We start from the raw sequence: 23318 nt of genomic DNA on the forward strand, positions 1-23318 counted from the left end.
AGGGATTACAGGAGAAAAATAATGCAGATGACAGTGCGTAAAGGGTTACTGGCGGCAGGTGTATTAAGCAGCGCCATCACACTGCCCGCCTGGGCAGCACAGGATGCGGTGATTGCGGTAGCGTCCAACTTCACCACCCTCGATCCCTATGATGCCAACGATACGCTGTCGCAGGCGGTGGCGAAGTCCTTCTATCAGGGGCTGTTCGGCTTCGATAAAGAGATGAAGCTCACCAACGTGCTGGCGGAGAGCTACCAGGCCAGCCCCGACGGCCTGACCTACACCATCAAACTGCGTCCCGGGGTTAAATTCCAGGATGGCACGGACTTCAATGCCGAGGCGGTGAAGGTCAATCTCGACCGCGCCAGCAACCCGGATAACCATCTCAAGCGTTACAACCTGTTTAAACGTATCGCCACCACTGAGGTGGTCGATCCCACCACGGTGAAAGTAACGCTGAAAGAGCCATTCTCCGCCTTTATCAACAACCTGGCCCATCCGGCGGCGGCGATGATCTCACCCACCGCGCTGAAAAAATATGGCAAGGAGATCGGCTTCCATCCGGTCGGGACCGGCCCCTTTATCTTTGAGACCTGGAACCAGACCGATTTTGTCAAAGTGAAGAAGTGGGACGGTTACTGGAAGCCAGGCTATCCGAAGCTGGACAGCATTACCTGGCGGCCGGTGGTGGACAACAACACCCGTGCGGCGATGCTGCAAACCGGCGAAGCGAACTTCGCCTTCCCGGTGCCTTATGAGCAGGCGAAACGGCTGGAGAAGAACAGCAAGCTCGATGTGGTGACGACGCCGTCGATTATGCAGCGTTATATCAGCCTCAACGTGACGCAGAAGCCGTTCGATAACCCGAAAGTGCGCGAGGCGCTGGAGTATGCCATCAATCGCCAGGCGCTGGCGAAAGTGGCCTTTGCCGGTTACGCCACGCCTGCGACCGGCATCGTCCCGCCCGCCATCGACTTTGCGCAGACCTATCCGGCCATCAGCTACGATCCGGCAAAAGCGAAAGCGCTGCTGAAAGAGGCGGGCTACCCGAATGGTTTCGAAACCACGCTCTGGTCGTCACATAACCACAGCACCGCGCAGAAAGTGTTGCAGTTTACGCAGCAGCAGCTGGCGCAGGTGGGGGTGAAGGTTAAAGTCACCGCGATGGACGCGGGCCAGCGCGCCGCGGAAGTGGAAGGAAAAGGGCAGAAAGAGAGCGGCGTGCGGATGTTCTACACCGGCTGGTCCGCCTCGACCGGTGAAGCGGACTGGGCGCTGACGCCGCTGTTCGCCACCAGCGCCTGGCCACCGGCGATCTTCAACACCGCGTTTTACAGCAATCCAAAGGTCGATAAAGATCTGGCCGACGCGCTGAAAACCACCGATCGCGCGGAGAAAGCGCGTCTCTACAAAGATGCTCAGGACACTATCTGGCAGGATCACCCGTGGATCCCGCTGGTAGTCGAGCAGCTGGTTTCAGCCAACACTAAAAACCTCAGCGGTTTTTATGTGATGCCCGATACCTCATTCAATTTTGATGAGGCGAGCCTGAAGTAACGGAACCGGCCAGCCCGCGTGGCTGGCCTTAGCCGCAGGATGTTGCATGTTTAACTATTTTATTAAACGACTGTTGGGGCTGATCCCGACGCTGCTGATTGTGGCGGTGCTGGTGTTCCTGTTTGTCCACCTGCTGCCGGGCGATCCGGCACGTCTGATCGCCGGGCCGGAAGCGGATGCCTCGGTGGTGGCGCTGGTGCGTCAGGAGCTGGGGCTGGATCTGCCGCTGCCGCAGCAGTTCTGGCACTTTATGCTGAACGCGCTTCAGGGCGATTTTGGTCAGTCGATGGTCTCGAAACGCCCGGTGGCGGAAGAGATCGCCTCCCGCTTTATGCCGACCTTATGGCTGACGCTGACCAGCATGATCTGGGCGGTGATTTTGGGTATGGCGATCGGTATCGTCTCCGCCGTCTGGCGCAACCGCTGGCCCGATCGCCTCGGCATGACGCTGGCGGTGTCGGGCATCTCGTTTCCCGCTTTTGCGCTGGGGATGCTGCTGATGCAGGTCTTCTCGGTTGAGCTGGGCTGGCTGCCCACGGTGGGGGCGTCGAGCTGGCAGCACTATATCCTGCCCTCAATCACCCTGGGGGCGGCGGTGGCGGCGGTCATGGCGCGCTTTACCCGCGCCTCGTTCGTGGAGGTGATGCAGGAGGATTATATGCGCACCGCCCGCGCCAAAGGGGTGCGCGAATCGCTGGTGGTGGTCAAACATGGCCTGCGCAATGCCATGATCCCGGTGGTGACGATGATGGGGCTCCAGTTTGGTTTCCTGCTGGGCGGCTCGATTGTGGTCGAGGTGGTGTTCAACTGGCCGGGACTGGGGCGGCTGCTGGTGGACTCGGTGGCGATGCGTGACTATCCGGTGATTCAGGCGGAAGTGCTGCTCTTTTCACTGGAGTTTATTCTGATCAATCTGATCGTCGACATGCTCTATGCGGTGATCAATCCCGCTATTCGCTTTAAGGAGTCGCGATGAAAAACTGGCGACGCGAGGCGGCACTGAAAGCCATGCCGCTGGTCGGGGAGAACCGGGTGCGCACGCCGTGGCGTGAGTTCTGGCGGCGTTTCAAACAGCAGCGGGTGGCGCTGCTGGCCGGGTTGTTTGTGCTGCTGTTGATTGTGCTGGCCTTTATCGCACCGTGGATTGCGCCGTTCGACGCGAAAAACTACTTCGATTATGACCAGCTTAACGAGGGGCCATCGCTGATCCACTGGTTTGGCGTCGACTCACTGGGGCGCGATATTTTCAGTCGGGTACTGGTCGGCACCCGCATCTCACTGATCGCCGGCTTCTTCTCGGTGGCCATCGGCGCACTGATTGGGACCTTTTTTGGCCTGCTGGCGGGCTACTACGAAGGCTGGTGGGACCGGATTACCATGCGTATCTGCGACGTGCTGTTTGCCTTTCCGGGCATACTGCTGGCGATCGCGGTGGTGGCGATCATGGGCAGCGGCATGAGCAATGTGATTGTGGCGGTGGCGATTTTCAGTATTCCGGCCTTTGCCCGCCTGGTGCGCGGCAATACGCTGGTGCTGAAGCATCAGACCTACATTGAGTCGGCGCGCAGTATCGGCGCGTCGGACTGGACCATAATCCTGCGCCACATCCTGCCGGGTACCGTCTCGCCGATTGTGGTCTATTTCACCATGCGGGTCGGCACCTCGATCATCACCGCCGCCAGCCTGTCGTTTCTCGGACTCGGCGCACAGCCGCCGACGCCGGAGTGGGGCGCGATGCTGAATGAGGCGCGCGCCGATATGGTGATGGCACCGCATGTGGCGATTTTCCCCAGTCTGGCGATCTTCTTCACCGTTCTGGCATTTAATTTACTCGGCGACGGGCTACGTGACGCGCTTGATCCTAAACTAAAGAGATGAAACCTTTCGATTATGATCAGGACTTCAGCACTATCGACTTCCGCCAGCATCCCGAACGTTATCAGGTCGGGCGCGGTGAGCAGGGCGTGCTGATGGTCGAGCCCTATAAAGGCGAAATTCTGCCGCACTGGCGTTTTCGCACCGTCCCCATTGCCCGTGAGTCAGCGGAGAAGATCATGACGCTGTTCGAAGAGTATCGGCGTCAGGATGATTTTGTCGGCATGGATATGGCGCGCAAATTTATTCAGATGGGCTATACCCGGGCGCGTCGCTACAGCAATCACAAAGGGGGCCGCAAATATGACGCTGACGGCAATGAGAAGCCGCGTGGGGTAAACGAAGAAAAGGCCGCCGCGGCGGCCATTTTCAAAACCTACTGGGACAGGATCCGGGCAGATGAGGATTATCTGCGACGCAAAAAGGCGCATCAGCAGCAGTATGGCTAAGCGCGCCATGCTGCGGCTCAGCGGGCAGCGCGGCAGCCACTCAGCCGCCGCGCCCACTCAGACCCGGTTGGCCCAGAGATCATACTCATCGGCATGGCTGACTTTCACCCACAGCATATCGCCGGGTTTGACGTTACGTTCACCGTTGAGATAGACCGCGCCGTCGATTTCCGGTGCGTCGGCCATACTGCGGCACACCGCGCCTTCCTCATCCACTTCATCGACAATCACCAGAATCTCGCGACCCACCTTTTCCTGTAAACGTTCGGCGGAGATCTGCTGTTGCAGCTGCATAAAGCGGTCATAACGCTGCTGTTTTACCGCCTCATCCACCGGGTCGGGCAGCTGGTTGGCGGTCGCCCCTTCCACCGGGCTGTACTGGAAGCAGCCGACCCGATCCAGACGGGCTTCTTTGATAAAGTCGAGCAGCTGCTGGAAATCCTCTTCGGTTTCGCCGGGAAAGCCGACGATAAAGGTCGAGCGCAACGTCAGCTCAGGACAGATTTCACGCCAGCGGCGGATCCGCTCCAGCGTGCGCTCTGCCACGCCCGGCCGCTTCATCAGCTTCAGAATCCGCGGGCTGGCGTGCTGCAAAGGAATATCCAGATAGGGCAGAATTTTGCCCGCCGCCATTAACGGGATAACCTCATCGACATGTGGGTAAGGGTAGACGTAGTGCAGACGCACCCAGACGCCGAGCTTCGCCAGCTGCTCACACAGGCTGACCATGCTGGTTTTGACCGGCGAACCGTTCCAGAAGCCGGTACGGTGTTTCACATCCACGCCATAGGCGGAGGTGTCCTGCGAGATCACCAGCAGCTCTTTTACTCCCGCTTTCGCTAAACGCTTCGCCTCATCCAGCACGTCGCCGATCGCCCGGCTCTCCAGATCGCCGCGCATCGACGGAATGATGCAGAAGCTACAGCGATGGTTACAGCCTTCAGAAATTTTCAGGTAGGCGTAGTGGCGCGGCGTCAGTTTGACCCCCTGTTGCGGCACCAGGCTGAGGAACGGATTGTGCTGCGGCTTGGGCACGTAGCGATGGACATGGGCCAGCACCTGCTCGTAGCTGTGCGGGCCGGTGATCTCCAGCACTTTCGGATGGACCTCGCGGATCTGGTCGACTTTCGCGCCCAGGCAGCCGGTGACAATCACCTTGCCGTTTTCATTCAGCGCTTCACCAATCGCTTCCAGCGACTCCTGGACCGCGCTATCGATAAAGCCGCAGGTGTTAACAATGACGATTTCCGCATCGTCATAGCGGGGAACCACGTCATAGCCTTCGGTGCGCAGTTCGGTCAGAATGCGTTCGGAGTCAACGAGGTTTTTCGGGCAGCCAAGCGAGACGAATCCGACCCGTGGCGGTAAGGTTTTAGTAGCAACAGACATGGCTCTCTTTCCGGTTCAGCACAGCGATGGCGCCGGATTTTACCCGCGTTGCGCCGGGAATTGTAGCATTATCGTTATGGGTATTGCCGCTGCGTAAAGGAGTGAAAAAAGAGGTAAAAGTGGCTGACGTTGCCGCCGCTAAAAGCGGGTCCTTTACGCCGGGCATTTTCCGGTAACTGACCGTGCTGTAAAAAGAAATGGTCATTCCCGGCAGGCTGGCGCGGACAAGCGAAACGCTGACATCGCTGCTGATTTGCGGCGGCCTGCAAAACGCGGGTTGATATTCACTTGTTTTCATTAATAATAAACGAGCAAACCAGACTGAAGGGGCTATGCCCTTCAGGTAATGAAATGGATAATGTGAGAGCTAAATAATGAAAGAGATCATCAACGGATTTCTGAATTTCCAGCAGAATGTGTTTCCTGAAAGGAAGGATCTTTTCAAAAGCCTGGCGTCAAATCAAAATCCGAAAGCGCTGTTCATCTCCTGTTCTGACAGCCGTCTGGTGCCGGAACTGGTAACGCAGCAGGAGCCAGGAGAGCTGTTCGTTATCCGTAATGCGGGCAACATCGTCCCCTCATTCGGTCCTGAGCCTGGCGGTGTTTCCGCCACGATTGAATATGCGGTGGTGGCGCTGGGCGTCTCCGACATCATCATCTGCGGCCACTCCAACTGTGGCGCGATGAACGCCATCGCCTCCTGCGCCTGCATGGATACCATGCCCGCGGTGGAACACTGGCTGCGCTATGCTGATGCGGCAAAAGCGGTGGTGGAGCAGCGTGAGTATGATTCACCTGAGAAAAAGCTGAACGAGATGGTGAAAGAGAACGTCATCGCCCAGTTGAACAATATGAAAACCCATCCTTCGGTGTCGGTCGCGCTGCGTAACGGCAAACTGCGTCTGCACGGCTGGGTTTATGATATTGAAACCGGCACCATTATGGCGCTGACCCAGGGCGGCAAGCAGTTCATCACCCTGTCGGACAATCCTGATACCTGCTTCGAGTAACCCCGTTCACCCGCTGCCTCCTGCGGCGGGTTTTTCCGCTGTTTAATCTTTTGTAAATCCGCAGGTTAACCCGCCGCTGGCTGACTACCCTTAAGGGCACTCTATCCCGTCAGGAGATTGCCATGTTCCGCCGCACCACTGCTTTGTTTCTGAGTAGCACGTTGCTCTGCGCCGCCCCGCTGTTTGCCGCCGAGGTAAAGGTTGAGGTGTTGCAGGATAAGTTACAACATCCCTGGTCGGTGGCGTTTCTGCCCGATAACAAAACCCTGCTGATTACCGAACGTAGCGGACAGCTGCGCAGCTGGAGCCCGCAGAGCGGCCTGTCGCAGCCGATTCAGGGCGTGCCACAGGTCTGGGCAGAACGGCAGAGTGGCCTGCTGGATGTGGTGCTGGCACCCGATTTCGCCAGCAGTCGTCGCGTCTGGCTGAGCTATACCGAAGCGAACAGCCAGGGCAAAGCGGGCGCGGTGGTGGGGGTCGGCACGCTGAGCGAGGATAACCGGCGGCTGCGCGATTTTCGCGAAGTGATCCGCCAGACGCCGCTGCTTTCGCGCGGCAATAATATCGGCACCCGGCTGGCGTTTGATACCCAGGGCTATCTGTGGATCGCCTTTGGCGATAATTTTGTCAGCAGCGCGGCGCAGGATCTGGATAAGTTGCAGGGCAAGCTGCTGCGGCTGAACGCCGATGGCAGCGTGCCCGACGACAATCCGTTCGTGAAGCAGCGCGGCGCACGGCCGGAGATCTTTGCCTATGGTCTGCGCAATCCGCAGGGGCTGGCGCTCAACCCCTGGACCGGCATGATATGGGAAAGCGAACATGGCCCGCGCGGCGGTGATGAAGTTAATATCATTGGCCGCGGTAAAAACTACGGCTGGCCGCTGGCGACTTACGGCATTGACTACAGCGGCGACAAGGTGCCGGAGTCGCAAGGCACCCATGTTGCGGGGACTGAACAGCCAGTCTGGCACTGGAAAGATTCGCCCGCCATCAGCGGTATGGCGTTCTACAACAGCGCCCGTTTTCCGCAGTGGAAAAACTCGCTGTTTATCGGCGCGCTGAAAGAGAAAAACCTGATTCGCCTGAGTATCAACGGCGAGAAAGTGGTGGAGGAGCAGCGTCTGCTGGGCGACCAGCAGGCGCGCATCCGCGATGTACGCCAGGGGCCGGATGGCTATCTCTATGTGCTGACCGATGAGGCCAGCGGCAAGCTGCTGAAAGTGGGATTAGCGCAGGACGCCAGCGCGACCCGCGGCTGATTTAACGCGCCCAGTGATAGACCTGCCATCCCCGGTTCAGCGCTTCGCGATGCAGCCGTTCGTCAGGGTTGACCACATGGGCGTGATCGGCCTGTTCCAGCAGCGGCAGGTCGTTCATCGAATCACTGTAGGCCCAGGTGCGCTCAAAGTGCTCCTCCTGCTGTAACGCTTTCCAGTCGCTCAGCCGGGTCACTTTGCCTTCTTTGTAGGTCATGGTGCCGTAGGTTTTGCCGCTGTAGCGCTCATCGACAATCTCGACGCCAATCGCCAGCGCGCCGCAGGCACCGAGCTGCTGCGCAATCGGCACCACCAGATGCTCACCGCTGGCAGAGATAATCATCACTTTGTCGCCGCGCGCCTGATGCCATTCAATCCGCTCGCGGGCCGCGGGAAAGACCCGTGGCATGATGTCGCGCTGAATAAAGCGGCGAACCCAGCCTTCAACGGTGAGGGTGGCCATGCCCGCCAGCGGAGAGAGGGTTTTGTCCATATACTCCTCAATCGACAGCGTCCCGGCATAGTAGCGGGTCATTAGCGCCTGCTCCTGCTCAATCAGTTCACTGGGGGCGAATCCCTGTGAAACCAGCCAGCGCAGCCACAGGCTGGTGCTGTCTTCACAAATAAGCGTCTCATCCAGATCAAAAAGGGCTAAATCCATGGTCGGTCTCCTCGGCTGACTGGCTTTCAGGTTAGCTGATATTTGTGACGGGCTTAACTGTTCTGCGAAAAATCGGAATTTCACGCATTTTTCGCGACGACAGGGTGGCGGAAAATCGGCACGCGCGCGGCGCGCATGCCAGGATTACTCGACTAAACTCTAAAAAACTTTACGATCCGGCGGTTTTTTTCACTGCCGTCAGGGGTTAGCGTTCTGAGTGAGCGTTTTACGCCCTCAGAATTCCGATTTAACAAGGACAATCCGGTCAAGCCCATGACAAACACTCGCTTCGCTTCTCGCCTGCGGCTCTTCGCTGCTACCTCACTACTTGTTCTCGCCCCGGTCAGCGTGTTCGCTGAACAGGCCCCCGCCGCGCCAGGCATTGACGCCAAAGCGTGGATATTAATCGATTACGCCAGCGGTAAGGTGCTGACCGAATCCAGCGCCGACCAGCGCCTCGATCCCGCCAGTCTGACCAAAATGATGACCAGCTATGTGGTGGGTCAGGCGATCAAAGCGGGCAAAATTAAACCGGACGATCTGGTCACCGTCGGACAGGACGCCTGGGCAACCGGCAACCCTAAGCTGCGCGGCTCCTCGCTGATGTTCCTCAAGCCTGGCGATCGCATTCCGGTGCATGAGCTGAATAAAGGGATTGTGATCCAGTCCGGTAACGATGCCTGTATCGCGCTGGCCGACTATGTGGCGGGCAGTCAGGATTCGTTTATCGGCCTGATGAATAACTACGTGAAGGCGCTTGGGCTTCAGAACACCCACTTTATGACGGTACACGGGCTGGATGCCGAAGGGCAGTACAGCACCGCGCGCGATATGGCGCTGATTGCCCAGGCGCTGATCCGCGATGTGCCTGACGAGTACGCGCTGAACAAAGAGAAAGAGTTCACCTTTAATAAGATTCGCCAGATTAACCGTAACCGTCTGCTGTGGAGCACCAACCTCAAGGTGGATGGGGTGAAAACCGGCCACACCTCGGGAGCGGGGAATAACCTGGTCGCCTCGGCGACCGAAGGCGATATGCGGCTGATCTCGGTGGTGCTCGGCACCACCAGCGACGCGATCCGTTTTCGCGAAAGTGAAAAACTGCTGACCTGGGGCTTCCGCTTCTTTGAGACGGTGACGCCGATTAAAGCGGATGCGCCTTTTGCCCAGCAGCGGGTCTGGTTTGGCGACCGGAGTCAGGTCAATCTGGGTGTGGCTAAAGACGCCGCGCTGACCATCCCGAAAGGGCAGATGAAGAACCTCAAGGCGAGCTTTACCCTGACGACGCCACAGCTGGAAGCGCCGCTGAAAAAGAATCAGGTGGTGGGCACCATCGACTTCCAGCTGGATGGAAAAACCATTGAACAGCGGCCGCTGGTGGTGTTACAGGATGTGCCGGAAGGCGGCTTCTTCAGCCGGATGATCGACTTCGTGATGATGAAGTTTAACGGCTGGTTCGGTAAGTGGTTTTCATAAGCGGGCAGGGACGCTGAGGCGTCCCTGAGACGAGTGCTGCTTCCAGATCAGAATCTGGCAGCAACGGATTCGCTCAGCACCCAGGGAACCGGGGCAGAAGAGGAAAGCGTCCCGCCAAGGGACGCTATCGCGTCCCTTTTTTAATTCTGCGTCCAGCCTTTACGAATCGGTAAAGCAAACAGCGCCCGATAGAGCGGATTGATCACCGCCAGCATCCGCTCGCCATAAAACTGCCACGCCAGATGCGACGCCAGACAGCCGAGCAGCCCCACCAGGAAACCGCCCAGCATATCCATTGGCCAGTGCACGCCAAGGTAGACCCGCGACCAGGCGATAGCGCAACCGGCCACCATTAACACCACACCGGACCAGAGCCGGTGCCAGAAGATAAAGGCCAGCGCAAAGGTGAAAATCGTGGTGCCGTGATCGCTGGGATAGGAGTCATCTGCGGCATGATGCAGAAACTGATAGCCGAGGCCGATAGCGAAAGGGCGGGGATGCGGAAACAGCTGGCCCACCGACCAGGAGATCGCCAGCGCATAGAGCAGCGCCATGCCGGTTTTCAGCACCAGGACCCGCTGGGAGGTAACCTGATGGCGCGGCCCCCACAGCCACATCGCGACGATTAACAGCGGAACGATGGCAATCAGATCTTTAGCGATAAAGGTGGCCAGTTGCAGCAACCAGGCGGGTGACGCTGGCGTGGCATTGATGGCGATAAACAGTGAGTGGTTCAACTCTTCCATTACGGGCTGGATTCCTCTGCAAACAGGCCGGTCATTAACGGCTGGCGGCACAGCCAGCCCCGGCGGTAAAAAAGGGCAGTCAGCACAAATCGCTAACTTAACAGACTGACCATCCTGCTTTTTGCCGCACAGCGCGTCTATAGAAAGGCTCTTAATTTGCCGCTGAGTTGTATTACGGTTTAACTTTTATCAGGCGTGGCAGGCGGATTCAGGCGCGACGTGACAGAGCTGGGCGAAAAAAGGGCATAAAAAAACCCGCCGGGAAAAAGACCAGCGGGCTCCACAATTTGGGGATTTCAAAGAAAAGCAGTGGCACTTATTATGACTGCCCCCCGATCAAAAAGTTCTGGACGTGAGCAAAAAAATTTTATAGGGGCAAAATCGGCCAGATAATCACAATCAGCGTACCGGCCAGCGTCAGCAGCACGTTGGCAATCGCATAGGTGCCGGCATAGCCCAGCGCGGGGATATTACTGCGCGCGGTATCGCTGATAATCTCCATCGCCGGTGCGCAGGTGCGTGCGCCCATGATCGCCCCGAACAGCAGGGCGCGGTTCATCCGCAGCACATAGGCACCAAACAGGTAGCAGATCACCACCGGCACCAGGCTGACCAGCAGACCGCACAGCAGCATCAGCACCCCGTCACTGCTCAGACCGTGATTGATGCCGCTGCCCGCGCTTAATCCCACGCCCGCCATAAACACCATCAGGCCAAACTCTTTCACCATAGTGAGCGCGCCCTGCGGAATATAGCCAAAGGTGGGATGGTTGGCGCGCAGAAAGCCGAGCATGATCCCGGCGAAGAGCAGCCCCGCCGCGTTACCCAGTCCGAAGCTGAAATTGCTGAACTGAAAGGTAATCAGACCAATCATCAGGCCAACAATAAAGAACGCGCAGAACGCCAGCAGATCGGTCATCTGGCTGTGAATCGCGATAAAGCCGATGCGATCCGCCACGCTTTTAACCCGTCGCGCCTCGCCGCTCACCTGGAGCACGTCACCTTTGTTCAGGATGATGCTGTCGTCGATCGGCATCTCAATCTGGCTGCGTATCACCCGGTTGAGGAAGCAGCCGTGATCGGTCAGATTGAGTTTGCTGAGGCGCTTGTTAACCGCGTTATGGTTTTTTACCACGATCTCTTCGGTGACGATGCGCATATCGAGCAGGTCGCGGTCAAATACCTCTTTGCCGTTGCGGAAGCTGGGATCGAGCCGCGCATGTGCATCGGGGTAGCCCACCAGCGAAATATCATCGCCGAGCTGCAACACCGCATCGCCATCCGGGCTGGCGAGAATGCCGTTGCGCCGGATGCGTTCGATGTAGCAGCCGGTCTGACGGTAAATGCCCAGCTCACGCAGGTTTTTGCCGCCGCTCCAGGCCACCAGCTCCGGGCCCACGCGGTAGGCGCGGATCACCGGTAAAAAGACTTTACGCTGGCTGTCCGCGTCGAGACCCCGCTCACGGGCGATCTGCTGCGCCGAGGTCGGCAGATCCTGATGTTGCAGCCGCGGCAGGTAACGCGCGGCGAAAATCAGGCTGACCAGACCGATCAGGTAGGTCACGGCATACCCCAGGCTTAGCTGATCCTGCATCAGGCCAAGCTGCTTAGCGTCGCTGATGCTTTGCCGCAGCGTATCGCCTGCGCCCACCAGCACCGGCGTGGAGGTCATCGATCCCGCCAGCATCCCCGCGGTCAGGCCAATATCCCAGCCAAAGAGTTTGCCCAGCCCCAGCGCCAGCATCAGCGCGCTGACCACCATCACAATGGCGAGCATGAAATAGTTTTTACCGTCGCGAAAGAAGATGGAAAAAAAGTTAGGGCCGGCTTCGACGCCGACACAAAAAATAAACAGCATAAAGCCCAGGCTCAATGCATCCGTATTAATCGTAAAATGCTGCTGGCCTAATAACAGCGAAACCACTAATACGCCAATCGAATTTCCCAGCTGAACGGAGCCGAGACGGAGCTTCCCCAGACAGAGCCCAAGCGCCAAAACGACAAATAATAACAAAATGTCGTTTCCACTTAACAATCCTGCGACGTTAATATTCACTGTTTAACTTCTTGTTTACATGTAAGCTGTTGAAGAGTGGCCTGTTTTTCGCTATCGTGAGCAAGCCGTTGGGGTACTGTTTAATTAACACTGTAAATGGAACCTTGCAGCGGCGGCTATTCTAATCAGAAAAATCTTCCTCAGCCACCAGGCTGATTTCATTCGTTGCCACAACGAACTGTTTCTTTTTATTTCCACCTGAATGCAGCAGGGTTTTCAGCGAGTTTTGTCTTGGTAAGTGTTAATCAGTGGGGTGATATGCTGCATCGTTCTTATCTCTGGACTAGCCGCCTGTGCGGCGTGGTGCTGTATAGTCTGGTTTTTCTCTTTACCCATTATTTCTGGCAGGTCGGCCCGGGTCCGCTTCGCGGTCAGCCTGAACTGCTGCTGTTTATGATACCCGGTATCGTCATGGCGCTGTGTGAAACGGAAAGCCCGTTGAAAAGCACGTTTCTGATGGCGTTGTGGGGCACGCTGCTGGCGGTGCTGCTGTTAAACAGCCACCTGTTTGTTCACGACAACGGCTTGTTTATGATCGCCTGGAGCCTCAGCGCCATCTTCTGGACCGGCTGCGGCGCGTTGCTGGTGCGGTTAATGCAGATCGTGATGACCTCACTGAATTGAGCTGAGCCAGGCGGTGCGCCGCCGGTTCAGACAGCAAAAAGGCGAGACAGGTGACCCTGTCTCGCCTTTGTCATTCTGGCTTTCGGCACTCAGGCCATAAAGCCCAGATTCTCTTTGGTCCAGGCGGCGAACTCGGTGTAGCCACCGATATGTTTTTCGTCCACGAAAATCTGCGGCACGGTCGAAACCGGTTTACCGGCGCTGGCTTCCAGATCGGCTTTGGTGATCCCTTCGGCCTGAATATCGACATACTGATAGCTAAAATCATCGCGCTCAGCGGTCAGTTTGTCTGCCAGCTCATGGGCACGAACACAGTAAGGGCAGCCCGGGCGACCAAAAATAACAGCAATCATTGAGAACTCCTTGCGGCGGCTATTGTGTGACGGGTATCACACAATAAAACAGAGAATGGCGACCATGATGCCCGCTCATATCGCTTAAGGAAAGCAGGATTTGCCTGTTAGTCTGATACCCGCTCGCTATGGCTGACGCCGCCACGCGCGCCGCAATTGGCCGTTTTTTGCGCGGTGGGCTGGCCACAATGAGCAATTTTCAGGTTGTTGACCATAATTGACGCTCAACATCCACAAAGGCAGGAGAATGCGATGCAGAGTGTAGCCCGCTTGCCCCGGCTGGTGGTGGTGGCAGAGGCGATCGGCGGTCTGTTGATCCTCGGCGCGCTGCTGCTGATCAACCACTGGCTGCCGCTGCCCGCGCAGACGGAGGTCAGAACCCTGGCGACCGTGCTGTTTATCGGCGGCGTTCTGTTGATGCTGCCCGCTGCCTGGCTGATGATGTGGCGCACCGCGCAGGCGATCGCGCCGCAGCTGTTTAATCACACCGATAAAAAAAGATAATATTGCTGGAGACTTTATGACACCGACCATCGATTTACTGTGCAGCCACCGCTCAATCCGCGCCTTTACCGACCAGCCGGTCAGTGAGGCCCAGCGTGAAGCGATTATCACAGCGGCGCAATCGGCCTCCACATCCAGTTTTTTACAGTGCTCCTCTATTGTGCGTATCACCGATAAAGCGCTGCGCGACCAGCTGGTAACGCTGACCGGCGGCCAGACATGGGTCGCTGATGCCCCTGAGTTCTGGGTCTTCTGCGCCGATTTTAATCGTCACCTGCAAATCTGTCCTGACGCCCAGCTGGGCCGGGCTGAGCAGCTGCTGCTCGGCTGTGTCGATACCGCGCTGATGGCGCAGAATGCCATGATTGCCGCGGAATCGCTGGAGCTGGGCGGCGTGTTTATTGGTGGCATCCGTAACAGCATCGCCGAAGTGACGGAGCTGCTGGGTCTGCCAAAATTTGTGCTGCCGCTGTTTGGTTTTTGCCTGGGCCACCCGGAGTCAAAACCGGATGTGAAACCGCGTATGCCGCACGCGATGCTGGTGCATGAAAACCGCTATCACCCGCTGGATCCGGCAGTGCTGGCTGAGTACGATAGCCGCACTGAACTCTATTATCAGCAGCGTGACAGCAACCAGCGTAGCGAAACCTGGAGCGAGCTGATTCAGCGGCTGATCATCAAAGAGACGCGCCCGTTTATGCTGGATTATCTGCATCAGCAGGGCTGGGCAACACGCTAAGCTGACCGCGGAGAGCAGAAGATGAAGATAGCCATCCTGTCGTGCGATGAGACGCTCTACTCCAGTCGGCGACTGCGGGAAGCGGCGGAAGCGCGCGGTCATCAGGTGCAGATTATCGATCCGCTCTCCTGCTATATGAATATCAACCCCGCCTCGCCGCTGGTGCACTACTGCGGCGAACCGCTGGGCCATTTCGACGCGGTGATTCCGCGCATCGGCACCGCCATCACCTTTTACGGTACGGCGGTGCTGCGCCAGTTTGAGATGTGCGGCAGCTATCCGCTGAATGAATCGGCCGCCATTACCCGCACCCGGGACAAACTGCGCTCGCTGCAACTGCTGGCACGGGAAGGCATCGACATGCCGGTGACCGGTTTTGCCTCCTCGCCGGACGATACGGCCGACCTGATTGCGATGGTCGGCGGCGCGCCGCTGGTGGTTAAGCTGGTGGAAGGGACGCAGGGCATCGGGGTGGTGCTGGCGGAAACGCGCCAGGCGGCGGAGAGCGTGATCGACGCCTTTCGCGGCCTGAACGCCCATATTCTGGTGCAGGAGTTTATCAAAGAGGCGCAGGGACGCGACATTCGCTGTCTGGTGATTGGCGATCAGGTGGTTGCCGCCATTGAGCGGGTGGCGAAAGAGGGCGATTTCCGCTCGAACCTGCATCGTGGTGGCCATGCCCGTCCGGTGGTGATCAGCGAGCTGGAGCGGCAGATAGCGGTGCAGGCGGCGGCCACGCTGGGTCTGGAGGTGGCGGGGGTCGATATTCTGCGCGCCGATCGCGGCCCGCTGGTGATGGAAGTTAACGCCTCACCCGGTCTGGAAGGCATTGAAACCACCAGCGGCCTCGACATCGCGGCGTTGATGATCGCGCGGATTGAGCAGCAGGCGATCCCCGGGCTCCGTCCTAAAACCGCTGGCTGACACGCGCTTTTCAGCAGTTTTCGTGGCATCGCCGCCCATTTTTCCGTAAGCTAAGTCGCCTGTTTATCACCCCACTGGGATTTTACGATGGATTCTCTTGTCGTTCCGGATATCGACCTGCTGCGTCGCTGGCTGGATCAGCAAAATATCACCTGGTTCGAATGCGATGCCTGTCAGGCACTTCATCTGCCGCACATGCAAAACTTCGATGGGGTGTTTGACGCTAAAATCGATCTGGTCGACAACGTTATTCTGTTTTCGGCGCTGGCTGAAGTGAAGCCGACGGCGCTGATCCCGCTGGTTGGCGATTTGTCGCAGATTAACGCCAGTTCGCTGACGGTTAAAGCCTTTATCGACATTCAGGATGATAATCTGCCGAAGCTGATTGTCTGCCAGTCGATGATGACTACCGCCGGTTTAACCTTCGGACAGTTCTCGCACTTTATGAAGCAGAGCGAAGAGCAGATCTCGATGGTGATCCTCGAAGCCTTTGCCAATAATCTGCTGATTGTTGGCGAAGAAGAAGAGCACGTGCCGGTAGCCAGCGTGCACTCCGTGCTGCATTAATCTCTGCCGGGCACAAATAAAGCCGTCCTTGCGACGGCTTTTTTATGCCCGCCGTTCCCCGCCGCGATAATTTTTTATTCTGCACTTTGCCCTTTAACGCCAGATATTTGTCGTGGTTTATGCCATCAAAGCCGAACCTCATAGCTTAAACATGCATAAAATATCGGTTTCAGGCGTTTTTTACGCTGGGGTCTGGTGAAGCCTGAGCCGGGGGGCTATGCTTGCGGGGCTGTGGCGGGCGCGTAACTACGCCACAGCTATAGGTTTTTGCTATTAAACTCCCGCTGAATAATGATTCATTGTGTCACTGATTTTTTCCCAGAACGCAATGCAGGGATCACTGGTTTGCAGCGTTGTAATGACCCGCTCAGGAGGATGGAAAACATGTTCAACTCACGTCAGAAATGGTTGTCAGCTGTGGTGGCTGGTGTGCTGATGGCCGCGTCGGCCAGCAGCGTGGCGGAAGATAAAACGCTGCACGTCTACAACTGGTCCGATTATATTTCGCCGGACACCGTGCCGAATTTTGAAAAGCAGTCCGGCATCAAAGTGGTCTATGACGTGTTTGACTCCAACGAAGTGCTGGAGGGCAAACTGATGGCGGGCAGCACCGGCTACGACGTGGTGGTGCCATCTTCCAGCTTCCTGGCGCGGCAGCTGCAATCCGGGGTGTTTCAGCCGCTGGATAAGAGCAAGCTGCCGAATTACAAAAACCTCGATCCGGCGCTGATGGAGAAAGTGGCGCAGCACGATCCGGGCAACAAATATGCGATCCCTTACCTGTGGGGCACCACCGGCATCGGCTATAACATCGACAAGGTGAAAGCGGCGCTGGGCGCGGACGCACCGGTCAACAGCTGGGATCTGGTGATGAAGCCGGAAAACCTGGAGAAGCTGAAAAGCTGTGGCGTTTCCTTCCTGGATGCGCCAGAGGAGATCTTCGCCACGGTGCTTAACTATCTCGGCAAAGATCCAAACAGCTCTGATGCCAAAGATTACTCCGGTGCGGCGACCGACCTGCTGCTGAAGCTGCGTCCGAATATCCGCTACTTCCACTCCTCGCAGTACATTAACGATCTCGCCAACGGCAACATCTGCGTGGCGATCGGCTGGTCGGGTGACATTTTGCAGGCGAAAAACCGCGCCGATGCCGCGAAAAACGGCGTGCATCTTGGCTACAGCGTACCGAAAGAGGGCGCGCTGGCCTTCTTCGATATGATGGCGATCCCGAAAGATGCGAAAAACCTCGACGGCGCTTACGCCTGGCTGAACTACATCATGGACCCGAAAGTGATTGCGGATGTCTCCAATAAGATGAACTACGCCAACGGCAACAAAGCGTCGCTGCCGCTGATTAACGCTGACGTTCGCAACAACCCTGGCATCTTCCCGACGCCGGAAGCGATGTCGAAACTGTTCGTGCTGAAAGTGCAGGATCCTAAACTGGATCGTGTGCGTACCCGCGCATGGACTAAAGTAAAAAGTGGTAAGTAATTCGTCCCGAACGGATTGACCTGTCACGCAGCAGCAACAGAGGTGCAGTGTCGGCCTCTGTTGTGCCATTTTAGCGGCGGAATCTGCCGCACTGTTCCGCCTGGCCCCGGAGAGATACGTTTGTGAACGATGCCATTCCCCGTCCTCAAAATAAGACCGCAAAAGCGTTAACGCCGCTGCTGGAGATCCGCAATCTGACCAAATCCTTTGACGGCCAGCACGCCGTGGATGATGTCAGCCTGACCATTTACAAAGGTGAGATTTTCGCTCTGCTGGGCGCGTCGGGCTGTGGCAAATCAACGCTGCTGCGCATGCTGGCCGGTTTTGAGCCACCCACCAGCGGTCAGATTGTGCTGGATGGTCAGGATCTGTCGCACGTTGCCCCCTACCAGCGTCCGATCAACATGATGTTTCAATCCTACGCGCTGTTTCCGCATATGACGGTGGAGCAGAATATCGCCTTTGGTCTGAAGCAGGATCGGCTGCCGAAAGGGGAGATCACCAGCCGGGTGGCAGAGATGCTGGCGCTGGTGCATATGCAGGAGTTTGCAAAGCGCAAACCGCATCAGCTCTCCGGTGGTCAGCGTCAGCGTGTGGCGCTGGCGCGCAGCCTGGCGAAACGGCCAAAGCTGCTGCTGCTGGATGAGCCGATGGGGGCGCTGGATAAGAAGCTGCGCGACCGGATGCAGCTGGAGGTGGTCGATATTCTGGAGCGCGTCGGGGCAACCTGCGTGATGGTGACGCACGACCAGGAAGAGGCGATGACCATGGCGGGCCGTATCGCGATTATGAATCGCGGCAAGTTCGTGCAGATTGGCGAGCCGGAGGAGATCTACGAGCATCCCACCAGCCGCTACAGCGCCGAGTTTATCGGCTCGGTCAACGTCTTCGAAGGCTTACTGCGTGAACGGCAGCCGGATGGCCTGGTGATCGACAGCCCCGGCCTGCGGCATCCGCTGAAGGTCGATTCCGATGTCTCGGTGGTGGATAACGTCCCGGTTCATGTCGCGCTGCGCCCGGAAAAGGTGATGCTGTGTGATGAAGTGCCCGCCGATGGCTGCAACTTTGCGGTGGGCGAAGTGGTCCACATCGCCTATCTCGGCGACCTCTCTATCTTCCATGTCCGTCTGCACAGCGGACAGATGATCAGCGCACAGTTGCAAAACGCGCATCGCTACCGCAAAGGGTTGCCGACCTGGGGTGACGAAGTTCGCCTCTGCTGGGAAAGCGACAGCTGCGTGGTGTTGACGGTTTAAGGAGCGGCCATGAGCCAGATTTTCCAACGCGCCAAAGCGCCCGCCCGACTGGTCGGCACGCCGCTGCAACGCTGGGCCACGCGGGTAAAAATGCAGCATGGCCGCAAGCTGGTGATCGCCTTGCCTTATCTCTGGCTGGTGCTGTTCTTCCTGCTGCCGTTTCTGACGGTGCTGAAGATCAGCTTCGCCGACATTGCCCGGGCGATCCCCCCTTACACCGAGCTGGTGAGCTGGGCGGATGATCAGTTCAGCATTGTGCTCAATCTCGGTAACTACCTGACGCTGACCGACGATCCGCTTTACATCGACGCCTATCTGCAATCGCTGAAAGTGGCGGCGATCTCGACGGTAATCTGTCTGCTGATTGGCTATCCGCTCGCCTGGGCGGTGGCGCACAGCAAGCCGTCGATGCGCACCATTCTGCTGCTGCTGGTGATCCTGCCGTCCTGGACCTCGTTTCTGGTGCGGGTCTACGCCTGGATGGGGCTGCTCAACAACAACGGTATTCTGAACCGGTTCCTGCTCTGGCTGGGGGTAATCGACCATCCGCTGGTGATCCTCTACACCAACACCGCCGTCTATATCGGTATCGTCTACTGCTATCTGCCGTTTATGGTGCTGCCGATCTACACCGCGCTGACCCGTATCGACTATTCGCTGGTGGAAGCCTCGCTGGACCTCGGCGCGCGTCCGCTCAAGACCTTTTTCAGCGTGATCGTGCCGCTGACCAAAGGCGGCATTATCGCCGGTTCGATGCTGGTGTTTATCCCGGCGGTGGGGGAGTACGTGATCCCGGAACTGCTGGGCGGCCCGGACAGCATCATGATTGGCCGTATTCTGTGGCAGGAGTTCTTTAATAACCGTGACTGGCCGGTGGCCTCGGCGCTGGCGGTGATCATTCTGCTGATCCTGATCCTGCCGATCATCTGGTTCCATAAGCATCAAAACCGTGAAATGGGAGAGAAGGCGTGAATAATCTGCCAACCATTCGCTCACCCTGGCGGACCGCTATTCTGGTCTGCTGCTTTCTGTTTCTCTATGCGCCGATGCTGCTGCTGGTGGTCTACTCCTTTAACCGCTCGCAGCTGGTCACGGTGTGGGAGAGCTTCTCGTTTCACTGGTACAGGGTGCTGTTCCAGGATAGCGCGATGATCGACGCGGTGCTGCTGAGCCTGACTATCGCGGCGCTGGCGGCGACCATGGCGGTGGTGCTGGGCACGCTGGCGGCGGTAATCATCGTGCGATTTGGTCGCTTTCGCGGGCACAACGGCTTTGCCTTTATGCTGACCGCACCGCTGGTGATGCCTGACGTGATCACCGGCCTGTCGCTGCTGCTGCTGTTTGTGGCGATGGGCAACGCCTTTGGCTGGCCGAGCGAGCGCGGCATGCTGACCATCTGGCTGGCTCACGTCACCTTCTGTACCGCCTATGTGGCGGTGGTGATCAACTCCCGGCTGCGGGAGCTGGACCGCTCAATCGAAGAGGCGGCGATGGACTTAGGCGCGACGCCGCTGAAGGTCTTCTTTGTGATCACCGTGCCGATGATTGCACCCGCGATCGTGACCGGCTGGCTGCTGGCGTTTACCCTGTCGCTCGACGACCTGGTGATCTCCAGCTTTGTCACCGGTCCCGGTGCAACCACTTTGCCGATGGCGATCTTCGCCACCGTGCGACGCGGGGTGAACCCGGAGATTAACGCGCTGGCTTCGCTGATCCTGTTTGTGGTCGGTTTAGTCGGTTTTATCGCCTGGCGGGTGATGGCACACGAAGAAAAGCAGCGTTTAAGCGATATTCAGAAAGCTAAACGTGGCTGAAATCCGTAACCTTTGCCACTATAAGAGCGGGCTGGTCTTACCGGCCCGTTTTCGATCAGGCGGAGCCACGGACCATGTCAGAAATCTTTAAAAGCAGTGCCACACTGTCGGAAGCGCCGGTTCCGGTGACCATAGCGGGCATTGCCATTATCGCCACCCGCTGCCTGAGCGTGGTGATGCTGGCGAATGAGCTGGGCTACAGCGAAATTGCCAACTTTGTCCATCGCAGCGCCCAGGCCTGGGACTCCACCTTCATCTTTATCGCCAGCCAGCTGATCTTCCTGTTTGAGCTGCGCTGCGCCTTTACCCTGATGCGCGGCAGCAACCGCGGGCGCTGGGGCTATGTGGCGACCCAGGTGGTGGTACTGGGCTATATGCTGGTGGCCTCGTTAGGCTGGATCTACCCCGAGATTTTCAGCATCGATGGCGAGAATAACAACCAGATTATCCACCACACCCTGACGCAGAAGCTGCCTGATCTGCTGGTGGTGGTGCTGCTGTTCCTGCCGGCCAGCAGCCGCGCATTTTTCAGAAAGCGATGATACAATCGCGCTCCGCCCGACCTCTCCACCGTTAAGGCTTTACCATGCACTGCGCGCTTTATGACGCTAACCGTTGCCGCTCCTGTCAGTGGCTGGAAAAACCCTATCCGACACAGCTGACCGACAAACAGGCACAGCTGGAGCAGTTACTGGCCGATCGGCCGGTGGCCGCGTGGCTGCCGCCGGTTACGTCGCCGCAGCAGGCGTTTCGTAATAAGGCGAAAATGGTGGTCAGCGGCAGCGTTGAGCGGCCGGTACTGGGCTTGATCCAGCGTGACGGTGAGGCGGTCGATCTCTGCGCCTGCCCGCTCTATCCCGCCAGCTTCCAGCCGGTTTTCGCTGCGCTGAAGCCCTTTATCGCCCGTGCCGGACTGACACCCTATAACGTGGCGCGCAAACGCGGCGAGCTGAAATTTCTGCTGATTACCGAAAGTCAGCAGGGCGGGATCATGCTGCGTTTCGTGCTGCGCTCAACCGCCAAACTGGCGCAGTTGCGTGCGGCATTACCGTGGCTGCAACAGCAGTTGCCGCAACTGGCGGTGATCTCTGCCAATATTCAGCCGGTGCACATGGCCATTCTGGAGGGGGAAGAGGAGATTGCCCTGACGCCCGACCAGGCGCTGGCGGAGAACTTCAACGGCGTGCCACTGTGGATCCGTCCACAGAGTTTCTTTCAGACCAACCCGCAGGTTGCCAGCGCGCTCTATGCCACGGCGCGTGACTGGGTGCGGGCGCTGCCGGTCAGCAGCATGTGGGATCTCTTCTGCGGCGTGGGCGGTTTTGGTCTGCACTGCGCCACCGCGGAGATGCAGCTGACCGGCATTGAGATCAGTGCCGAGGCGATCCGCTGCGCCCAACGTTCCGCTGAGATGTTAGGGCTGGAGAAGGTGCAGTTTGCCGCGCTGGATTCCACCGACTTTGCCACCGGACGAGACGCCGTGCCGCAGCTGGTGCTGGTTAATCCGCCGCGCCGCGGCATTGGTGAGGCACTGTGTGACTATCTCAGCCAGATGGCCCCGGATTACCTGCTCTATTCAAGCTGTAACCCCCAGACCATGGCGCAGGATCTGGCCCGACTGAGCGCCTATGAGGTCACGAAGGTGCAGCTGTTCGATATGTTTCCCCACACCGCCCATTTTGAGGTGCTGACGCTGTTAACCCGTCGTCAGCCACCGGAGAGCTGAAAACGCGACAGTGGCGCTGTGGTTATTCCGGGAACCACTTCTGGTTAAGCTGCTGCCAGCTGCCGTTGGCTTTCAGTTCGGTCAACGCCTGATTAAAGCGATCGCGCAGCGCCGTATTCCCTTTACGTACGGCAATCCCGAGGCCGGTGCCGAAATAGTCGGGATCGGTGACATGCTCACCCACCGTGGCGAGGTTGGGATTGGTCTTGAGCCACTGATTGACCACCGCGCTGTCACCAAATACCCCATCCAGCCGGCCATTCTTCATATCCAGAATCGCATTCTGGTAGCTGTCATACGCCACCACTTTCACTTCCGGGTGCTCATCCTGGAGATATTTCTGATGGGTGGTGCCGTTTTCGACGCCGATGCGTTTTTCCTTCAGATCAGCAAAGCTGCTGAATCTGCCTTTCGGGGCGATCACAATGGCGGAGTTGGCGTAGTAGGGCTGGGTAAAATCAACCTGCTTGCTGCGCTCAGCGGTAATATCCATGCCGGAAATCACCGCATCGTAGCGGCGGAACTTCAGCGAGGGGATCAGGCTGTCGAAGGCATTGTTGGTAAAGGTACACTCCGCCTTCATCTGCTGGCAGAGTGCTTTTGCCAGATCGATGTCAAACCCCACCAGGTTGTTTTCCCGATCCAGCGATTCAAAAGGGGGATAGGTGGCTGACGCGGCGAAGCGAATCTTATCCGCGGCCTCGGCGCTGAGTGCCAGCGAGGCCAGCGTGGCGGCAATAATCCATTTTTTCATTCTACGACTCCTGTAACCCGGCAGGGCGATCACTCTGAGAGGGGATTACCCTGCCAGATAATGCATTTTTATGCAATAAATTTGATTT

25 protein-coding genes are annotated in these 23318 nt (G+C 57.8%); 18 read left to right on the top strand and 7 right to left on the bottom strand.

What is annotated here, in order from left to right; all coding sequences use genetic code 11:
• Nucleotides 1-21: 21 nt before the first annotated feature.
• From gsiB to ACCW71_RS00570, 4 genes are read left to right on the top strand one after another with little or no spacing between them, the layout of a single operon-like run.
• Nucleotides 22-1557 (top strand): glutathione ABC transporter substrate-binding protein GsiB, encoded by a 1536-nt coding sequence (gene gsiB, locus ACCW71_RS00555; RefSeq protein ID WP_436368904.1) that lies wholly within the window; start codon nucleotides 22-24, stop codon nucleotides 1555-1557.
• Nucleotides 1558-1603: 46 nt separating this feature from the next.
• The gene (gene gsiC, locus ACCW71_RS00560) at nucleotides 1604-2533 is read left to right on the top strand and encodes a glutathione ABC transporter permease GsiC (RefSeq protein ID WP_436368905.1); all 930 of its coding nucleotides are present in this window, start codon (nucleotides 1604-1606) and stop codon (nucleotides 2531-2533) included.
• On the top strand, nucleotides 2530-3435 hold the full coding sequence (gene gsiD, locus ACCW71_RS00565; RefSeq protein WP_436368907.1) for a glutathione ABC transporter permease GsiD: 906 nt from the start codon (nucleotides 2530-2532) through the stop codon (nucleotides 3433-3435). The genes gsiC and gsiD overlap by 4 nt, the downstream gene beginning before the upstream one ends.
• Nucleotides 3432-3881, top strand: coding sequence for a DUF4385 domain-containing protein (locus tag ACCW71_RS00570; protein WP_436368909.1), 450 nt, complete (start codon nucleotides 3432-3434; stop codon nucleotides 3879-3881). The genes gsiD and ACCW71_RS00570 overlap by 4 nt, the downstream gene beginning before the upstream one ends.
• A gap of 57 nt (nucleotides 3882-3938) precedes the next feature.
• Here ACCW71_RS00570 and rimO read toward each other — a convergent pair whose 3' ends face one another.
• Together rimO and ACCW71_RS00580 are read right to left on the bottom strand one after the other, a co-directional pair.
• A complete protein-coding gene (gene rimO / locus ACCW71_RS00575) occupies nucleotides 3939-5270 on the bottom strand; it encodes a 30S ribosomal protein S12 methylthiotransferase RimO (protein ID WP_436368910.1) in 1332 nt (443 codons plus the stop codon).
• Nucleotides 5254-5568, bottom strand: coding sequence for a hypothetical protein (locus tag ACCW71_RS00580; RefSeq protein ID WP_436368912.1), 315 nt, complete (start codon nucleotides 5566-5568; stop codon nucleotides 5254-5256). The genes rimO and ACCW71_RS00580 overlap by 17 nt, the downstream gene beginning before the upstream one ends.
• A gap of 76 nt (nucleotides 5569-5644) precedes the next feature.
• Here ACCW71_RS00580 and ACCW71_RS00585 point away from each other — a divergent pair, with 76 nt between their 5' ends.
• Entirely contained in the window at nucleotides 5645-6280 is a 636-nt protein-coding gene (locus tag ACCW71_RS00585) for a carbonic anhydrase (protein ID WP_283545852.1), read from the top strand.
• Between the two features lie 122 nt (nucleotides 6281-6402).
• Nucleotides 6403-7539: a PQQ-dependent sugar dehydrogenase gene (locus tag ACCW71_RS00590; RefSeq protein ID WP_436368914.1), complete on the top strand. Its 1137-nt coding sequence runs from the start codon at nucleotides 6403-6405 to the stop codon at nucleotides 7537-7539.
• 1 nt (nucleotide 7540) lies between these two features.
• Here ACCW71_RS00590 and ACCW71_RS00595 read toward each other — a convergent pair whose 3' ends face one another.
• Entirely contained in the window at nucleotides 7541-8197 is a 657-nt protein-coding gene (locus tag ACCW71_RS00595; protein WP_436368916.1) for an HAD family hydrolase, read from the bottom strand.
• 273 nt (nucleotides 8198-8470) lie between these two features.
• On the opposite strand from ACCW71_RS00595, the gene ACCW71_RS00600 reads away from it, so the two are divergent.
• Nucleotides 8471-9673: a serine hydrolase gene (locus tag ACCW71_RS00600; protein WP_436368918.1), complete on the top strand. Its 1203-nt coding sequence runs from the start codon at nucleotides 8471-8473 to the stop codon at nucleotides 9671-9673.
• 140 nt (nucleotides 9674-9813) lie between these two features.
• On the opposite strand, the gene ybjG is transcribed toward ACCW71_RS00600, so the two are convergent.
• Together ybjG and ACCW71_RS00610 are read right to left on the bottom strand one after the other, a co-directional pair.
• The gene (ybjG, locus tag ACCW71_RS00605; RefSeq protein ID WP_436368919.1) at nucleotides 9814-10419 is read right to left on the bottom strand and encodes an undecaprenyl-diphosphate phosphatase; all 606 of its coding nucleotides are present in this window, start codon (nucleotides 10417-10419) and stop codon (nucleotides 9814-9816) included.
• A gap of 367 nt (nucleotides 10420-10786) precedes the next feature.
• The gene (locus ACCW71_RS00610) at nucleotides 10787-12475 is read right to left on the bottom strand and encodes an aspartate:alanine antiporter (protein ID WP_436368921.1); all 1689 of its coding nucleotides are present in this window, start codon (nucleotides 12473-12475) and stop codon (nucleotides 10787-10789) included.
• Between the two features lie 258 nt (nucleotides 12476-12733).
• Here ACCW71_RS00610 and ybjM point away from each other — a divergent pair, with 258 nt between their 5' ends.
• The gene (gene ybjM, locus ACCW71_RS00615; protein WP_436368922.1) at nucleotides 12734-13099 is read left to right on the top strand and encodes an inner membrane protein YbjM; all 366 of its coding nucleotides are present in this window, start codon (nucleotides 12734-12736) and stop codon (nucleotides 13097-13099) included.
• 89 nt (nucleotides 13100-13188) lie between these two features.
• Here ybjM and ACCW71_RS00620 read toward each other — a convergent pair whose 3' ends face one another.
• Entirely contained in the window at nucleotides 13189-13452 is a 264-nt protein-coding gene (locus ACCW71_RS00620; protein WP_436368924.1) for a GrxA family glutaredoxin, read from the bottom strand.
• 252 nt (nucleotides 13453-13704) lie between these two features.
• Here ACCW71_RS00620 and ACCW71_RS00625 point away from each other — a divergent pair, with 252 nt between their 5' ends.
• The 10 genes from ACCW71_RS00625 to rlmC all read left to right on the top strand — a co-directional run bounded on the left by ACCW71_RS00625 (nucleotide 13705) and on the right by rlmC (nucleotide 22476).
• Complete coding sequence (locus ACCW71_RS00625; RefSeq protein ID WP_436368925.1) at nucleotides 13705-13956, top strand: DUF1418 family protein; 252 nt, start codon at nucleotides 13705-13707, stop codon at nucleotides 13954-13956.
• Between the two features lie 16 nt (nucleotides 13957-13972).
• Nucleotides 13973-14695: an oxygen-insensitive NADPH nitroreductase gene (gene nfsA / locus ACCW71_RS00630; RefSeq protein ID WP_436368926.1), complete on the top strand. Its 723-nt coding sequence runs from the start codon at nucleotides 13973-13975 to the stop codon at nucleotides 14693-14695.
• Nucleotides 14696-14716: 21 nt separating this feature from the next.
• Entirely contained in the window at nucleotides 14717-15619 is a 903-nt protein-coding gene (rimK, locus tag ACCW71_RS00635; protein ID WP_436368928.1) for a 30S ribosomal protein S6--L-glutamate ligase, read from the top strand.
• An 87-nt stretch (nucleotides 15620-15706) separates the two neighbouring features.
• Nucleotides 15707-16186 carry a YbjN domain-containing protein gene (locus tag ACCW71_RS00640; RefSeq protein ID WP_436368930.1) on the top strand — a complete coding sequence of 160 codons (480 nt, stop codon included), beginning with the start codon at nucleotides 15707-15709 and terminating at the stop codon, nucleotides 16184-16186.
• A 384-nt stretch (nucleotides 16187-16570) separates the two neighbouring features.
• Nucleotides 16571-17680 carry a spermidine/putrescine ABC transporter substrate-binding protein PotF gene (gene potF, locus ACCW71_RS00645; RefSeq protein WP_436368931.1) on the top strand — a complete coding sequence of 370 codons (1110 nt, stop codon included), beginning with the start codon at nucleotides 16571-16573 and terminating at the stop codon, nucleotides 17678-17680.
• Nucleotides 17681-17802: 122 nt separating this feature from the next.
• Nucleotides 17803-18936, top strand: a complete 1134-nt coding sequence (gene potG, locus ACCW71_RS00650) for a putrescine ABC transporter ATP-binding subunit PotG (RefSeq protein WP_436368933.1) — start codon at nucleotides 17803-17805, stop codon at nucleotides 18934-18936.
• 9 nt (nucleotides 18937-18945) lie between these two features.
• Entirely contained in the window at nucleotides 18946-19908 is a 963-nt protein-coding gene (gene potH, locus ACCW71_RS00655; protein ID WP_436368934.1) for a putrescine ABC transporter permease PotH, read from the top strand.
• Nucleotides 19905-20750 carry a putrescine ABC transporter permease PotI gene (gene potI / locus ACCW71_RS00660; protein ID WP_436368935.1) on the top strand — a complete coding sequence of 282 codons (846 nt, stop codon included), beginning with the start codon at nucleotides 19905-19907 and terminating at the stop codon, nucleotides 20748-20750. The genes potH and potI overlap by 4 nt, the downstream gene beginning before the upstream one ends.
• A gap of 74 nt (nucleotides 20751-20824) precedes the next feature.
• Nucleotides 20825-21292, top strand: a complete 468-nt coding sequence (locus ACCW71_RS00665; protein ID WP_436368936.1) for a YbjO family protein — start codon at nucleotides 20825-20827, stop codon at nucleotides 21290-21292.
• A gap of 44 nt (nucleotides 21293-21336) precedes the next feature.
• A complete protein-coding gene (gene rlmC / locus ACCW71_RS00670; RefSeq protein ID WP_436368938.1) occupies nucleotides 21337-22476 on the top strand; it encodes a 23S rRNA (uracil(747)-C(5))-methyltransferase RlmC in 1140 nt (379 codons plus the stop codon).
• 22 nt (nucleotides 22477-22498) lie between these two features.
• Here rlmC and ACCW71_RS00675 read toward each other — a convergent pair whose 3' ends face one another.
• Complete coding sequence (locus tag ACCW71_RS00675; protein ID WP_436368940.1) at nucleotides 22499-23230, bottom strand: arginine ABC transporter substrate-binding protein; 732 nt, start codon at nucleotides 23228-23230, stop codon at nucleotides 22499-22501.
• Nucleotides 23231-23318 lie beyond the last annotated feature (88 nt).

The sequence above is a fragment of the Pantoea sp. C2G6 genome (assembly GCF_051336815.1).
Taxonomy (GTDB): domain Bacteria; phylum Pseudomonadota; class Gammaproteobacteria; order Enterobacterales; family Enterobacteriaceae; genus Pantoea.